We start from the raw sequence: 15,024 nt of genomic DNA, 5'->3' as shown, positions 1-15,024 counted from the left end.
GCCCCGGAGGCGGCGCCTCCGGCCCGGAGGCGGCGCCTCAGGTCCGCGCCGGATTGCGCATGGCGCTCGTCGCCGCCCCGGTCAGCGACAGGCCGGCGGCGATCCACAGCACCGCCACGGTGCCGCCCGTGTGCATCAGGCCGAAGATCACCGCGACCATCGCGGCCCCGAGCGACTGCCCGACGAGCCGCGCCGTCGCCTGCATGCCGCTCGCGCCCCCGCTGCGCTCCCGCGGGGCGCTGGTGATGATCACCCGGTTGTTCGGCGACTGGAACAGCCCGAAGCCGAGCCCGCAGAGCGTGAGCCGCCAGACGATGTCTCCCGTGGCGGGCTCGGCCGGCAGGCTCGCCACCAGGGCGAGGCCCGCCGCCATCCCCAGCATGCCGACGCCGCCGAGGAGGCCGGGGGCGATCCGGTCCGAGAGCCGGCCCGCCACCGGCGCGATCACCGCGATGGCGATCGGCCAGGGCGTCATCAGGAGGCCCGTCTCGCTGCTCGTCCGGTGCAGCAGGTCGTGGAAGTAGAAGGGGAGGGCGACGTAGGCCATCATCTGGGCCGAGAAGGCGCAGATCGAACTCGCCATCGAGAGGGCGAAGACCGGGATGCGCAGGAGGTCCACCGGCAGGAGGGGCGCCGGCAGCCGCGCCTGGTACCAGACGAAGGCCGTGCCGATCACGAGGGCGCCCCCGAGGAGGAGGAGCGCAAGGCCGCGTTCCCCGGGGTCGCCGAGCCCGTCGACCCCGGTGATCAGGAGCGCGAAGACGAGCGCGTTGAGGAGCGCGCTCAGGGCATCGAAGCGCCCGCCGCTGCGGGGTGTGACCGGCAGGGTGCGGATCGCCGCCGCGAGCGCCAGCAGCCCGAGCGGCAGGTTGACGAGGAACAGCCAGGGCCAGCGCGCCACCGACAGGATCGCGCCCGCCACGGTCGGCCCGGCCGCCGAGGCGATCGCCACCACGAGCGCCACCGTGCCGACCCCCCGGCCGATCAGGCGGTGCGGGTAGATGAACCGCACCAGGGCGATGTTGACGCTCATGATCCCGGCGGCGCCGAGCCCCTGCAGGATCCGCGCGGCGATGAGCAGGGGCAGCGTGGGGGCGAGCGCGCAGGCCAGCGAGGCCGCCGTGAACAGGGCGAGCCCGATCGCGTAGATCCGCCTGTAGCCGAGGATGTCGCCGAGCGAGGCGAGCGGCAGCAGCGCCGCCGTGACGGCGAGCTGGTAGCCGTTCGTCACGAAGATCGCGGCGCCCGGGCTGACCCCGAGGTCGCGGGCCATCACCGGCAGGGCGACGTTGACGATGGCCCCGTCCAGCACCGCGAGGGTCATGGCGGTGCCGATCGCCCCCATGGCCCAGAGGCGCTCGGCCGGCGGCAGGCCGTCCGCCGCCTCCACCGGCACCGGTCCGGCCGCTCCCGTCATTCCGCCCTCTCCCGCCCTCTCCCGATCCGACAGGCCGGCCCGAGCAGAGCGGTCCGCCGCGATTCTGCTCAGGTTCTTGTTCCCGCGTCGTTTTTTCCGAACCGGTGCCCCTTCGGCGCACGGTGCCTGGAGCAGGCTTCGCTCGGGTCGAAACCCGAAGCCTGCTCCAGGTCTCCGGTTTGGCCGCATGTCCTACGCCGAACCGGCATCCACGTCAGCGGGAAATGCTCTCGCGCATCGGCGCCCACGCCGCATCCGCCGCCGATCGCGGGGCAGCCCGGCCCGTGGCGACGGCCCGGGCGTGGCGGGCGAGGGCGTGGGCGATCAGGGCGTCCATAAGGGCGGGCGGCGCGAGGCCCGCCGCGTCCCACAATTTCGGGTACATGCTGATCGCCGTGAAGCCCGGCAGGGTGTTGACCTCGTTGACGAAGATTCCCTCCGGGTCGTCCGGGTCGAGGAAGAGGTCGACCCGGGCGAGCCCCGCGCAGGCGAGGGCCTCGAAGGCCCGGGCCGCCAGCCCGCCCATCCGCTCGGCGAGCGCGGGCGCGAGGCTCGCCGGGATCAGCAGGGCCGCCCCGTCCGGATCGACGTACTTGGCGTCGTAGCCGTAGAAGCCGTGCGCGGCGGCCGGGGCGATCTCCCCCGGCGGCGACACCCGCACCTCTCCCTCCGCCGTCTCCAGCACCGCGAACTCGATCTCCCGCGCCCGCGGCACGGCCCGCTCGATCAGGATCTTCTCGTCGTACGCGAAGGCGTGGGCCAGCGCCTGGTCGAACTGGCCCGCATCGGCGACCCGCGAGACGCCGACCGAGGAGCCCATATTGGCGGGCTTCACGAACAGCGTCCGGCTCTCCAGCGCCTCGACCGCCTCCGTGTAGGCGACCCCGCGCCGCGGCCCCGCCACCAGGTAGGGCACGATCGGCAGGCCCGCGTCGCGCATCAGGCGCTTGGCCACGTCCTTGTCCATCGCGGCGGCCGAGCCGATGACCCCCGACCCCACATAGGGCACGCCCGCGAGGTCGAGGGCGCCCTGCACGGTCCCGTCCTCGCCGTTCGGCCCGTGCAGCACCGGCACGACGACGTCGAAGGGCTCCGACACGCTCGCCGTCTCCCCCAGCACCGCGAGCCGGCCGCCGCCGCCCGGAAGGAAGGCGACGCGCGGCCCCTCCCGCACCATCGCGGGCGCCTCGCCGGGCGCGAGCGGCGGGCAGAGCCGCCACGCGCCCGTCTCCTTGTCGATGGCGATCGGCGTCACCGCGTAGCGATCCGGATCGAGCGCCCGGGCGACGTTGCCGGCCGAGACGATCGACACCTCGTGCTCGGCCGAGCGCCCTCCGAACAGCAGCGCCACATTCCTCCGCATCGCCCTCATCCTCCCCGCCCGGCCTCTCCGCCCGGCGCGGGCCCAGCATAGGGCCGCGCTCGCATCCCACCAACCGCCCGCGCCGGCGCGCGCCGGCGGGGAGGTCGGTGCGCTGGCGCACCGGGCGCGCCCGCTGGATCGTTTTTGGACTTCCGCGCTGCGCGCGGCGCTTGCATAGACGAGAGCACTGGCGCCATTGTGTCGCGCAATCCCCTCGAGGATCGCTCCTCAAGATGAGCACGACCGAACCCTGCTCCATCGGCGTCCTGTTCTGCGACGTCGCAGGGAGCACGCGGCTCTACCGCGATCTCGGCGATGACGCGGCCCTGCGCATCGTGGAAAGCTGCCTGGGCTGCGCCGCCGACGTGGTCCAGGCCAATGGCGGACGCATCGTCAAGACCATCGGCGACGAGTTCATGGCGGTCTTCTCCGACGTCTGCGCCATGTGCGACGCCGCCGTGGCGGTTCAGCGCCGGTTCGAGGACGACCGGGTCGGGCAGGTCGAGGGGCAGCACCTGCAGCTGCGGATCGGCTTCCATTTCGGGCCGGCGGTGCAGGCCAACGACGATTACTTCGGCACGACCGTGAACATGGCGGCCCGGATGGTGGCGATCGCCAAGGGCGGGCAGATCATCACGACCGGCGCCCTGGCCGACAGCCTGCCGCCGCTGCAGCGGGCGGCGACCCGCAGCCTCGTCGGCGTCTACGTGAAGGGGGCGAGCGACGACGTGCGGGTGGCCGAGGTGCTCTGGCACCTCGCCGAGAACCAGACGGTCTTCTCGCTCCTGCCGGCGGCGGGCGAGCGCCCGCCCGCCGGCAACGACCTGCGCATCACCTACCGGGGCCGGCGCTGGCTCTTCGACGAGCGCCACGCCAGCGTCTCGCTGGGGCGGGAATCGGCCAACGACATCGTCGTCGACAACGACTACGCCTCGCGCCGCCACGCCACGATCGAGCGCCGGGGCGACAAGTGGGTGCTGGTCGATCACAGCACGAACGGGACCTACGTGACCTTGTTCGGGGCCGAGGAATTCTGCATGCGCCGCGAGGAGCTGGTGCTGCGCGACGTCGGCACCCTCGGCATCGGCCGCTCGGTCGGCCTCGACCGCGCCAGCGCCCTCGATTTCGCCCTGACGGTGGGCGGGGCGGAGTAGCGCGGCAGGCGGGCATGCGGCCCGCCTCCCGGTGCGGGCCGACACCGGCGCGGCCTCCCGCGCACGCCCGATTCCACCGCGACGACCGGGGCGGGGCCGCTCCGCGCCGACACGGCCGGCCCACCGATCCCGCCCCCTCGCTCATTGCGGCGAGCGCGTACCGTTTCGGTGTCCGCCGGATCCGTCCGGACTCGTCTCGCGCCCGGGCATTGCCTTGGATTTCGGCGGTCTTGTTCTGATCCGCGCCGGATGGCTGCCGTGCGGATCGGTGGTGATCGGTTCGGCACGCAGATCGGCCAGGGCCGTCATCGCCTGTCCCGCGTCCGGGACAGCGGGGGCGGGATCTCGCGGTCCGAGCAGCCGATCCCGGCCTTCGGACGGCGCTACCGAACCCACCGAGGACCGCGCGAGGCGCCGCCGATCCCTCCCCCTCCGCCGGGTCGGCCGGCGCCCCAAACGAGAGCGGCGCCGGGGAGGCCGGCGCCGCGCGGGGATCTGGCGGATCGCGGGGAGGTCAGGGCATCCGGCTCATCATCCGGGAGGCCCCGATCTCCGCCGGGGTGTAGCTCGGCGCCGCCGAGGCCGCCGCCGGGCCCGGCGCGTAGCGCGGGGTGCGGGCGAGGGAGGGGACCGGCGCGCGGACCCGGATCGGCTCCACCACCTTCACCTTCGGGGCCACCGGGCGGGCCGCCTCGCGGACCACCGGCTTGGCGGCCTTCGGCGTCTCCCGCACCACGGGCGCCGCCTTGGCCTTGGCCTTGGGCTTCTGGACGGGCTCCTCCTCGTCCTGGGGCTCGGGCCGCTTGGCCAGCTTCGGCTTGGCCGTCTCCTTCGCGGCGGCGGCCGGGGCCTTCTTGGTCGTCTCGGCCGGCAGCGTCGCCTGGATCGACTTGCGGCGGGGGTGGCACTCGTTCCCGTCGAGCTCCATCCCGGTCGGGCAGGTGATCTTCACGCACACCTCGCCCTTCGGCTCCGACCCGGTCGGGCACGAGACCGGGCAGATCCGCTGGTTGTAGGTGTTGAGCACGTCCAGCGTCGCCTGATCGGGCATGTGCGACACGATCTTGACCGCGCGGGTCTTCGCCGGGTCGCTCGCCTGCGACAGGCGGTAGAACTGGTCGAGCGCCTCCGAGGATTGCCTGCCCCACGACGATTCCGGCCGGCCCTGGTAGCAGCCGAGATCGACGAGGCGCTGCTGCACCGCGCGCACGACCCGCTCGGAAACGCCCTTCTCCTCGGCCACGGGCTGGGACAGGGACGCGGTCTTCACCACCGGCGCGGCGGCGGGCTCGCTTGCGGCGGCGGGCGCCTCGCCCGCGGCGGCCGGCTTCGGCGCCGTCTCGCCGGTCGGCAGCGCCGTGTAGGTCGTCGGCACCGTCGCCAGCGCCGTCTCGGTCGGCGCGGCCTTCTCGGCGTCGAGCTTGGCGGCCTGCTGCGCCCGGGCCGCCTCGGCCGCGAGCCGGGCCTGCTCGGCGACGCGCGCGGCTTCGAGACGGGCGGTCTCTTGACGGGTGGTCTCTTGCCGGGCCTGCTCCAGGCGCTTGGCTTCCTCCTCGCGCTTGCGGCGGGCGACCTCGGCGAGCCGCTCCTCCTCCTCGCGGCGGGCCGTGTCCCTGGCCATGTCCTGGCGCGGCAGGGCGGGCTCGCGCTGCTCGTTGCGGTCGGGCGTCGCCCGGGCCTCGAGCAGCTGGATGCGGGTCATCGCGTCGTCGATCAGCAGGCTGTTCGGGTACTTCGCGATGAACTGGCGCAGCTCCGCGAGCTGGTTGCTCCGGCGCAGCCGCGACCAGGCCTGCATGTCCGTCTCCTCGTGGTTGAGGAAGACCTCGCCCGGGTAGGACCGGGTGATTTCGGGCAGCTGGCGGCCGTTGGTGAGGCCCGACACCGTCGAGGCGACCTGCTGGAAGACCTGGCCGATCTCCAGGCCCGGCTCCTGCATGGCCTTCAGCAGCGCGCCCGCGAAGAAGCTGTTGCGGCCGGTGCCGTCGAAGGCGACGCTGTCGGCCTGGGTGGCGTAAGCCAGGATCAGGCCCTTGCGGCCGACCGCCCGCGCGAGGCCGTGGCTGGCGGCGTTGTTGCCGACATCCTTCAGGGGCAGGTCGCGGCAGGCGTCGAGGATCAGGATCCGGGCGCCCTTGGCGTTGTCGAGGGCCGAGATGACGAACTCGACCGAGATCGTCTCGAACGGCACGTCGAACCCGTCCCGCAGCTGCGCGTCGACCGGCACCAGGTAGTTCTGGCTCTGATATTGCAGACCGTGCCCGGCATAGTAGACGAGGGCGGTGTCCGCATCCGTCGCGAGCCGCGAGAACTGCGCGAGCTTCCGGTCCATGTCGCGGCGCGAGAGGTCGCGGCCGTCGATCACGTCGAAACCGGATTTGCGCAGCAGGGCCGCGAGATCCTCGGCGTCGTTGCCGGGATTGGCCAGCTTGCCGAAACTGTCATAGGCGGCATTGCCGATGACGAGGGCGACGCGCTTCTCCGCCGGGGCCGAAACGGCCATGCCTGCCCACAGCGTGAGCAGCAGAGCGAGAAATCCTGAGAGAGACCGTTTCATAGCCTCAAATCTACACGCCACCGGCCAACCCGGGCAAGTGCCGCGGCACACATCGTCTCCCGTCTCGACATGGTCTTTACCAGTCCGACGGCCCCGGGCCCGGGCACCCGCGAGAGATCAGGCGGGACGGGCTACCGCTCACCCAAAGTCGAGAAAATACAGGATCTTGCCGCGAGCGCGGGCGATTGGTCGAAGACGGGGCTCCGCCGCGTGCGGCGGGGCACGGTGGCGCGCCGGGCCCGGACTCTCCTGCCGGCCCCTTGCCCGCCGGATCGGCCCGCGGCGGCCCGCCCGGCCGGCGGGCCTGCACGCGCGGACGAGCGCGCGAACGAGCGCGCGCGAACGACGCGGACGAGCGCGCGAACGATCAGACGAGCGGACGTCGTTCCGCCCGATTGATTTCGCGCGGAGAGTGCGCTCTGCTTTCCCGCGCGGTGCCGCGGGTTGCGAGGACAGGATGAAGCTGCGCAACCTCTCCCTTCTGCTTGCCGCCGCGGGCTGCCTCGCGGTCGGCGTCGCGGCCTCGTCCGGCACGGCCATGATCGTGCGCTCGGCGCAGGAGCGCCTCGCCGCCGAGACCGGCCGGACCTGGACCGTCCGGGGCGGGGCCAGCCTGTCCCTGTGGCCGCGCGTTGCGGTCGTCCTGCGCGACGTCGGGACCCGCACGGATTACCCGGGGGTCGGCACGGCGAGCCTCGACATCGCCAGCCTGCGGGTCACCGGTGCGCCCCTCGACCTCCTCGCCGGGCGCGACCTCGCCGCGATCGAGGTCGAGCGCCCGGTCCTGCGCTGGCCGGCCGAGTGGTGGCGCGCCGGCGCGCCCGCGGGCGCCGCAGCCGCAGCGGGCGCCGCACCGGATCCCGATCCCGCACCCGATCCCGCGCGCGAGCAGGCCGGCCCCGCCGGGCACGCCGGGCACGCCGGGTCCGCCGGGCCGCGGCCCGAACGCGTCCGGGTGACGGGGGGCGCGCTCCTCCTCGTCAAGGGCGACACGGTCGTGGCCTCCGTCGAGGATCTCTCCGCCGAGGCCCTGGCCCGCGCGGGCGGGTACGAGGTCAAGGCGGGGGGCCGCACCGGCGGCGGGGCGGCGCGCTGCGACGTGTCCGTCGCGCCCCCGGAGGAGGGGGAGAGCGCGCCCCTGACCTTCAGCTGCCGGGTGCCCGGGCTCGGCGCCGAGCCGCTTGAGGGCCGCGCCGACGCGGCCCTGCACGGGGCCGCCCTGACCCTGGCGCGCCTCTCCGCCCAGGTCGGCGCCGTGCCCTTCACGGGCGCGGTGGTGGTCGACCTCACCGCCAAGCCCTTCGTGCGGATCGACCTCGCCGGCGGCAGCCTGGACCTCCCGGCCGCCGGGGGACTCGGGGACGCGTCCCTGGATCCCGCCCTGCTGCGCAGCTTCGACGGCCGCGCCAGGATCCGCCTCGGCGCCCTGCGGGCGGGCGGGCTCTCCCTCACCGAGGCGCTCCTCGACGGCAAGCTCACGGAGGGGGGGATCGAGGCGGCCCTGACGCAGGGCGGGCTCGCGGGCGGGCAGGTGCGCGCCACGCTCAGGTCCGACATCGCCCGGGAGGCGCGCGGGAGCGCGCCGCCCCGCCACGCGCTCCACCTCGACCTCACCCAGGTCCGCAGCCTGCCGCTCCTCTCCGCCGCCTCGGGCTTCGCGCTCCTCGACGGGACGGCGGGCGCCACCATCGACCTCAAGGCGAGCGGCAGCAGCCAGGCCGAACTCGCCAGATCCCTCTCGGGCGAGGCGGCCATCCAGGTCGAGAACGGGCGCCTCACCGGGATCGACATCCCGGGCGTGGTCCAGTCGGTCGCCCAGCAGCTCTCCCCCGATCCGCGGCTGCGCAGCCAGGACGCCACCGCCTTCGACCGCATCTCGTCCCGGTTCCGCATCGCGGACGGGCGGGCGACGACCCAGGACCTCGCCCTCGCCGGTCCCCTGGTCACCGCCAGGGGGACCGGGACCATCGACCTCTCCGCCCGCACCCTGGCCTTCCGCATCGAGCCCCGCCTGACGCGCACCGCCGCCCGCGCGCTCCCGAAGCTGTTCGACGTGAGCCTGCCCGTGCTCATCGGCGGCTCCTGGGACGCGCCGCAGGTCAGCGTCGATCTCGGCGCCGTGCTGAACGGGCAGACCCTGTCGAATCTCGGCGCCCTCGGGTCGGAGATGCTGGAGGGCGGCAAGGCCAACCCGCTCGGCGGGATGCTGGAATCCCTGTTCGGCGGCGGAGGCGGCGGGGGATCGCGCGCCCCCCTGCGGCCGGGTCCCGCCCGTCCGGGCGCGCGGCCGTGAGGGCCGGTCCCGCCCGCGCCCTCGTCCGGCGCCGCGTCAGCCCGCGCCGGTGGGGATGATGCGAGAGCGAGAAGTGTCGGCGGAACCGCCCGGGGCGGTTCCGCCGCGTCCCGGCCCGGCGGGCGCCGCCCCGGGCCGTTGCCGCGTCGAAGAGAGGAGCGAGGTCGTGTCGCGTCGTCCCATCCATCGCCTGCCGCGTCGCGCGGCGCCCGCGCTCGCGGCCCTGCTGTGGGCGGCGCTCGCCGGCCCGGTCGCGGCCGAGACGGCGCCGAGCGCCGGCCTCGCCGTCAGCGTCGCGCCGGCCAAGCGGCGCTGCTTCGACGACCGGGTCGACGTGACCGGCGTGCTCGCCGCCCGCCAGGAGGTCCAGATCCGCCCCGAGCGGGACGGGCTGCGCGTGCAGCAGGTCGCCGTCCGGCCCCTCGACGAGGTGCGGCAGAACCAGGTCCTCGCCCAGCTCGTCCCCGACGACGGCTCGGTCAACCCGACCCCGATCCCGATCCGCGCCCCCGTCGCGGGCGTGGTCGGCCGCAGCACCGCCACGATCGGCGGGCCCGCCCCGGCCCATTCCGATCCGCTCTTCGTGATCATCGGGCAGGGCGAGATCGAACTCGCGGCCGACGCGCCGATCACGGCGCTCGGGAAGATCGCCCCGGGCCAGCCCGTGACCGTGAAGCCCCTCGGCCTCGGCCCGATCAGCGGCCGGGTGCGGCTGGTCTCCCCCTCGACGGATGCGGCGAGCCAGCTCGGGCAGGTGCGCATCCTGCTCAGCGCGATCGGCGAGGCGCGGCTCGGCATGTACGCCCGCGGCACCGTCTCGGTCGGCGAGAGCTGCGGGATCGCCGTGCCCTTCTCCTCGCTGGTGAGCGGGCAGGACGGCACCACGGTCTACGTCGTCAGCCAGAACCACATCGAGGCGCGCCCGGTCGCGGTCGGGCTGTTCTCGGAGGACGAGGTCGAGATCCGCAGCGGCCTGTCCGAGAACGACCTCGTGGTCGTGCGCGCCGCCCCCTTCGTGCGCGAGGGCGACCTCGTCCGGCCGATCCGCGTCGGGGAGGGCCAGGCCCTGAACTGAGCCGGCTTCGCGCCGCCCGTCTCCCGTGGGGCAGGGCGTGATCTGATCGATCCGCGCCGCCCGCCCCGACTGGGCCGGATCTTCGAGGATCCCGTAAGCGATTTCTTCGGAACTAGGAGTATACCCGACCGGACAAGGTCGCGGCCGTTCCGTCGGGAGTGCCTCCATGCCGGAGGGAACCATCGTCCTCGTCACCGATCGGCCGGACCGCAGCGCCGCGCTCGCGCGGGCGCTCGGATCGGTCGGGCGCTGCGAGGTGGTGGGGACCGACGAGCGCTGGACCCGCGACGCCGCGCTGATCGGCGTGGTCGCGGACCTGACCCTGACCCGGCCCGAGGCGTCCACCTGCCTGCGGGCCCTGGAGAAGCGCTACCGGGGCCGCGCGCTGCCGGTGATCGGGCTCCTGCGCCGCACCTCGACGGAATCCCTGCGCCACGCCAAGACGCTCGGCGCCACCGTCTGCCTGCCGGCCTACGTGCCGCCCGACACGGTGGTGGCGGCCCTGTTCAACCAGCTCGAGGCGTTCGGCCCGGTGGGCGAGGCGGCGGTGGTCCAGGGCGTCGCGCGGGCCGGGGAGGCGCTGACCAGCCTGCTCGCGGAGGCGCGCGCGGGCAGCCGGATCCGCATGCAGACCGTCGAGGCGGGCCTGACCCCGATCCTGACCGCCGTGCGGGAGGGCGGGCTGGCGCGCTGGCTCGACACGGTCTGGACGCACGACGACGCCACCTACCAGCATTGCCTGCTGGTGGCGGGCCTCGCCGCGCAATTCGCCCTGCACCTGCGCTTCCGGCGCGACGACCAGCAGCGCTTCGTGCGCGCCGCCCTCGTCCACGACGTCGGCAAGGCGCGGATCCCGCTCCCGATCCTCACCAAGCCCGGCCGGCTCTCGCCCGACGAGGCGGCGGTGATGCGCACCCACGCGGCGCTCGGCCACGACATCCTGAAGGCCGGCGGCGAGTGCGACGCCTTCACCCTCGACGTGGTCCGCCACCACCACGAGTTCCTCGACGGGTCCGGCTACCCGGACAGGCTCGCGGGCGCGGCGGTCAGCGACGGGGTGCGGCTGATGACGATCTGCGACATCTACGCGGCCCTGACCGAGCGCCGTCCCTACAAGACGCCGATGCCGATGCGGGAGGCCATGACCATCCTGCAGAGCATGGATGGCAAGCTCGAAGCCGGCCTCGTCCAATCCTTCGGCCGCGCGCTGGCCGGCGAGAGGCCGTGATCGACCCGGGACAGGAATCGTGCTGGCCAGGGCCGGACGTCGCTGACGCGACACAACGCCCGTCTCCGGTCCACAACAGCCTCCAGTCGATCCGCGTCGCGACCGATCCCGTTCCGGTTCTGATGCGCTCAAGATCCCTCGCTCGACCGGCGCCGGCCGGAACGAGATCTGCCGCATCGGACGAATACCGGTCAGAGTCGAGCGCCGATCTCGCAAGAAACTCTTTACGCTCATCGCCAGCTGTACTCGAAACGAATCAGTGGCGAGGAAGCCGGCTGTGGCATCCCGGCAACGGAGTTGTTTCGCGTGCTCGGCCGGGCAGTCTAGCAATAGACGCTGGCCGAGCGTGACCGTTATGCTGATCGAGAGGCCTGACCTGATGTGCGTCTTCGGACGGAGATCACGCGCCGGACCGGCCGCCGACGGGGATCGGGGTCGGGCCGGCCGCCGCGAGGGGCGGGCATGGGCCGGGGCGGGCGCGACCCGCCGACCGGCTCGCTGGGACGTGTTCGGGGGTGCGGGATGGTGACGCTGGGGTACGAAACGGGCCGCGCGCGCGGCCTTGCGCGGATGAAGCGCCTGCTGATGATCGGCGTCTCCTTCGCGGGGCTTCCGGTGCTGGCCGGCGCGGCCTACGCGCAGAGCGTGGTGCCGGGCTTCGACGCCAATCAGCTCGCCCGCAACGACGACGGCTCCACCGGCGAGGTGGCGCTGCCCTTCACGGCCAACTTCTTCGGCACGACCTACTCGTCGCTCTACGTCAACAACAACGGCAACGTGACGTTCGGGACGCCCCTGAGCACGTTCACGCCGGTCGGCCTCGGCGCCAATTACCGCGGGGCGCCGATCATCGCGCCCTTCTTCTCCGACGTGGACACGCGCAACCCGGCGAGCGGCATCACCTCCTACGGCACCGGCACCTACGCGGGCCAGACCGCCTTCGGGGTGACCTGGCCCTCGGTCGGCTACTTCTCGAACCATGCCGACAAGACCAACACCTTCCAGTTGGTCCTGGCCAGCCGCGCCGATACGGGCGGCGGCAATTTCGACATCTACTTCAACTACCAGCGCATCCAGTTCGAGACCGGCGACGCCAGCGGCGGCACGAACGGGCTCGGCGGCACCTCGGCCTCGGCCGGCTACTCCGCCGGCACCGGCGCGGCGGGCAGCTACTTCGAGCTCCCCGGCTCCCTCGTGAACGGCGCGCTCATCGATGGCGGGCCCAACTCGCTGGTGGCGGGCTCGAACAACGGCGTCCCCGGGCAGTTCCTGTTCCCGGTCCGCAACGGCGTCGTCATGCTGGCCAACGTCTGCCAGCCCGGGGACAACGCCTCGACCACGCAGATCGCCAATTGCGGCCCCAACCGGGCCTACACGGGCGGCATCTTCTACACCCCGCTCGACAAGTTCACCCTGAACGTCCTCGACAACACCACGATCGCCGGCCCGCAGAACGCGGCCGCCGTGCTGGTGATGCCGACCGCCGCGACCACCGGCGCGAGCCCGGCCGGCAGCGTCGCGATCAACGTCAACGCCTCGGCGACGATCACGGCGCCGGGCGGCGCCGGCATCCAGATCGACAGCGGCTCCGGCACGGGCGCGGGCAGCGTCACCAGCGCCGGCACGATCACGGCCGCGACGGCGGGCATCCAGGCCGACACCAACCGGGGCGCCCTCACGGTCGCGAATTCCGGCACGATCACCGCGCCGCTCGGCATCTCGGGCTCGTCGCGCACCACCACCGCCCTGTCGAATTCCGGCACCCTCAACGCGTCCTACGCGGGCCTCGTCGGCGGGGGCTTCACCGGCACCGTCACCCTGACCAACACCGGCACCGTCAATTACGGCCAGTTCGGCATCCTGGGCGGCAGCGCGGTCGCGCCGCTCGTGATCTCCAACGCGGGGGCGCTGACCCAGTCCGCCACCGCCTCGGGCCCGCCCGCCACCGGCCTGCCGACCCTGATCGCCGGCTTCCTCCAGACCAACGCCAATCCGTCGGCGATCTTCGCCCGCGCCGGCGGCGCGATCAGCATCGAGAACGGGGCGAACGGCACCATCGCGGGCGCCAACGGCATCGACGCGGCGGTGCTCAGCTCGGTCCCCGGCCTCCCGGCGACGGGCGCCGCCACCGGACCCCTGACGATCACCAACCTCGGCACGATCGACGTGCAGGGCGCCGCGATCACGACCGCGGCGAGCGCCGTGGCCAGCCAGGTGACCAATGCCGGCACGCTGACCGGCTCCCTCGCCCTGTCGAGCGGCTCGACCTTCACCAACACGGCGAGCGGCCGCGTCAACGTCACGGGCGCGAGCAGCTTCGGCGGCGGCACGATCACCAACGCGGGCGGGATCTCGCTCGCCTCGACCAGCCTGCAGAACCTGTCGGGGTTCCAGAACCAGGGCTCGGGCCTGCTCATCGCCACCGGCACCAGCAGCATCGGCAGCCAGACTCAGGGCACCAGCTTCGTCAATGCCGGCACGATCAGCCTCGTGAACGGTCGGGCGGGCGACACGCTCACCATCAACGGCAACTACGTCGGGCAGAACGGGCGCCTGCTGGCGGAGTTCAACACCCAGACCAGCACGGGCGACCGCCTGATCATCAACGGCAACGCCTCCGGCACGACCGGCGTCACCGTCACCAACCTGACCGGGGCCGTCCCCTTCACCACGGGCTCGCCGATCGTCACGGTCACCGGCACCAGCGCCGCCAACGCCTTCACGCTCGCGGGGGCGCAGAATTTCGGCACCCTCGAGGCGATCCTGGTCGCGACCACCGGCCAGGGCGGCACCTCCGTGGCCCTCGGCACCGTGCCGACCGCGGTCGGCCTCTCGGCCTCCACGGCCGTGATCGCGGCCCGCACCATCGCCTTCCAGGGCGGCTCGGCGGTGCTCGACCGGCTCACCCAGGTCCGCGACAGCCTCAAGGCGGCGCCCGGCCAGACCGCCATCCCGCAGGCGATGCAGTATAACGGCCTGTCGGCCTACTCGGCGCTCGTGACCAAGGACCCGATCGCCCCCAAGCTCGCCGAGCCCGCGCCGCAGACCACCACCCGGCCCGCCATCTGGGCCCGCGCCTACGGCGACATCGAGAGCCGCTCGGGCTTCAGCAACTTCTCCTTCGGCGGTCTCAACTTCACCCGCGACCTCGGCTACAGCCAGGTCTCGGGCGGCTTCCTGGGCGGCACGGACGTGGTCATCAGCGGGCTGACCAAGCCCGACGACGGCCTGATCCTCGGCGTGATGGGCGGCTACACGCTGGCGGGCGTCGACCTCAACCGCAATGCCGGGCGGCAGGATTACGAGGGCGGCACGGTCGGCGTCTACGGCACCTACCTGAACGGCCCCTGGTTCTGGGACGCGCTGTTCAAGGTCGACCTGCTCGGCCTCGACATCCGGGCGCCGGGCGTGGTGCAGCGCACGGGCCTGCAGAACTACAACTTCACCACCAATGTCGGCTACCGGGTGCCGCTGGAGCACAACATCTACGTCGAGCCGACGGCGGGCCTGGAATACGTCTCGACGGTGTTCGACCGCACGCCGGCGCTGGCGGTCGGGGCGGTCCCCCTGCGGGACGGCGAGGCCCTGCGCGGCCGGATCGGGGCGCGGATCGGGACCGAGATGGTCGAGGACAACATCCGGATCGAGCCGAGCATCACGGGCTACGTCTACAGCGTGCTGACCGAGACCGGCACGGTGGGCGCGTTCAACGGGATCACCGGGGTGACCGGCCTGCGGGAAGAGGGGAAGGTGCGCGGGGAGGTCCAGGCCTCGATCAATTTCTTCAACCTCAAGACCGGGCTGTCGGGCTTCATCCGGGGCGATTACCGGATCGGCGGCGACCTCGTCGGCGGCGGCGGCCGCGCCGGCATCCGCTACCAGTTCTCGACCTTCTGATCCGCCGTCCGGAGGATCACGTCCGGCCGGACGATCCGTC

General features: G+C 73.3%; 9 protein-coding genes. 5 read left to right on the top strand and 4 right to left on the bottom strand.

Annotated features, from left to right (window positions below):
* Nucleotides 1-37 precede the first annotated feature (37 nt).
* Nucleotides 38-1,417, bottom strand: a complete 1,380-nt coding sequence (locus QA634_RS04610) for an MFS transporter (RefSeq protein WP_012330889.1) — start codon at nt 1,415-1,417, stop codon at nt 38-40.
* Nucleotides 1,418-1,631: 214 nt separating this feature from the next.
* Complete coding sequence (locus QA634_RS04605; RefSeq protein ID WP_012330888.1) at nt 1,632-2,780, bottom strand: D-alanine--D-alanine ligase family protein; 1,149 nt, start codon at nt 2,778-2,780, stop codon at nt 1,632-1,634.
* Nucleotides 2,781-3,013: 233 nt separating this feature from the next.
* Here QA634_RS04605 and QA634_RS04600 point away from each other — a divergent pair, with 233 nt between their 5' ends.
* The gene (locus QA634_RS04600) at nt 3,014-3,934 is read left to right on the top strand and encodes an adenylate/guanylate cyclase domain-containing protein (RefSeq protein ID WP_012330887.1); all 921 of its coding nucleotides are present in this window, start codon (nt 3,014-3,016) and stop codon (nt 3,932-3,934) included.
* A 141-nt stretch (nt 3,935-4,075) separates the two neighbouring features.
* Here QA634_RS04600 and QA634_RS04595 read toward each other — a convergent pair whose 3' ends face one another.
* Both QA634_RS04595 and QA634_RS04590 read right to left on the bottom strand, forming a co-directional pair.
* Complete coding sequence (locus tag QA634_RS04595) at nt 4,076-4,243, bottom strand: hypothetical protein (RefSeq protein ID WP_157182251.1); 168 nt, start codon at nt 4,241-4,243, stop codon at nt 4,076-4,078.
* A 205-nt stretch (nt 4,244-4,448) separates the two neighbouring features.
* A complete protein-coding gene (locus QA634_RS04590; RefSeq protein ID WP_150108571.1) occupies nt 4,449-6,437 on the bottom strand; it encodes a caspase family protein in 1,989 nt (662 codons plus the stop codon).
* Between the two features lie 511 nt (nt 6,438-6,948).
* On the opposite strand from QA634_RS04590, the gene QA634_RS04585 reads away from it, so the two are divergent.
* The 4 genes from QA634_RS04585 (at nt 6,949) to QA634_RS04570 (ending at nt 14,984) form a co-directional block, all read left to right on the top strand.
* The gene (locus QA634_RS04585; RefSeq protein ID WP_012330885.1) at nt 6,949-8,784 is read left to right on the top strand and encodes an AsmA family protein; all 1,836 of its coding nucleotides are present in this window, start codon (nt 6,949-6,951) and stop codon (nt 8,782-8,784) included.
* A 166-nt stretch (nt 8,785-8,950) separates the two neighbouring features.
* Nucleotides 8,951-9,859 carry an efflux RND transporter periplasmic adaptor subunit gene (locus QA634_RS04580; RefSeq protein WP_012330884.1) on the top strand — a complete coding sequence of 303 codons (909 nt, stop codon included), beginning with the start codon at nt 8,951-8,953 and terminating at the stop codon, nt 9,857-9,859.
* Nucleotides 9,860-10,025: 166 nt separating this feature from the next.
* Nucleotides 10,026-11,087: an HD-GYP domain-containing protein gene (locus QA634_RS04575; protein ID WP_012330883.1), complete on the top strand. Its 1,062-nt coding sequence runs from the start codon at nt 10,026-10,028 to the stop codon at nt 11,085-11,087.
* A gap of 522 nt (nt 11,088-11,609) precedes the next feature.
* Nucleotides 11,610-14,984, top strand: a complete 3,375-nt coding sequence (locus tag QA634_RS04570) for an autotransporter outer membrane beta-barrel domain-containing protein (RefSeq protein ID WP_265576525.1) — start codon at nt 11,610-11,612, stop codon at nt 14,982-14,984.
* The last annotated feature ends 40 nt before the right edge of the window (nt 14,985-15,024 follow it).

Origin of the sequence: Methylobacterium sp. CB376 (assembly GCF_029714205.1) — a bacterium.
Classification (GTDB): Bacteria; Pseudomonadota; Alphaproteobacteria; order Rhizobiales; family Beijerinckiaceae; genus Methylobacterium.
The sequence above is the reverse complement of the archived record's forward strand: the minus strand, read 5'-3'. Positions and strand labels throughout refer to the sequence as shown.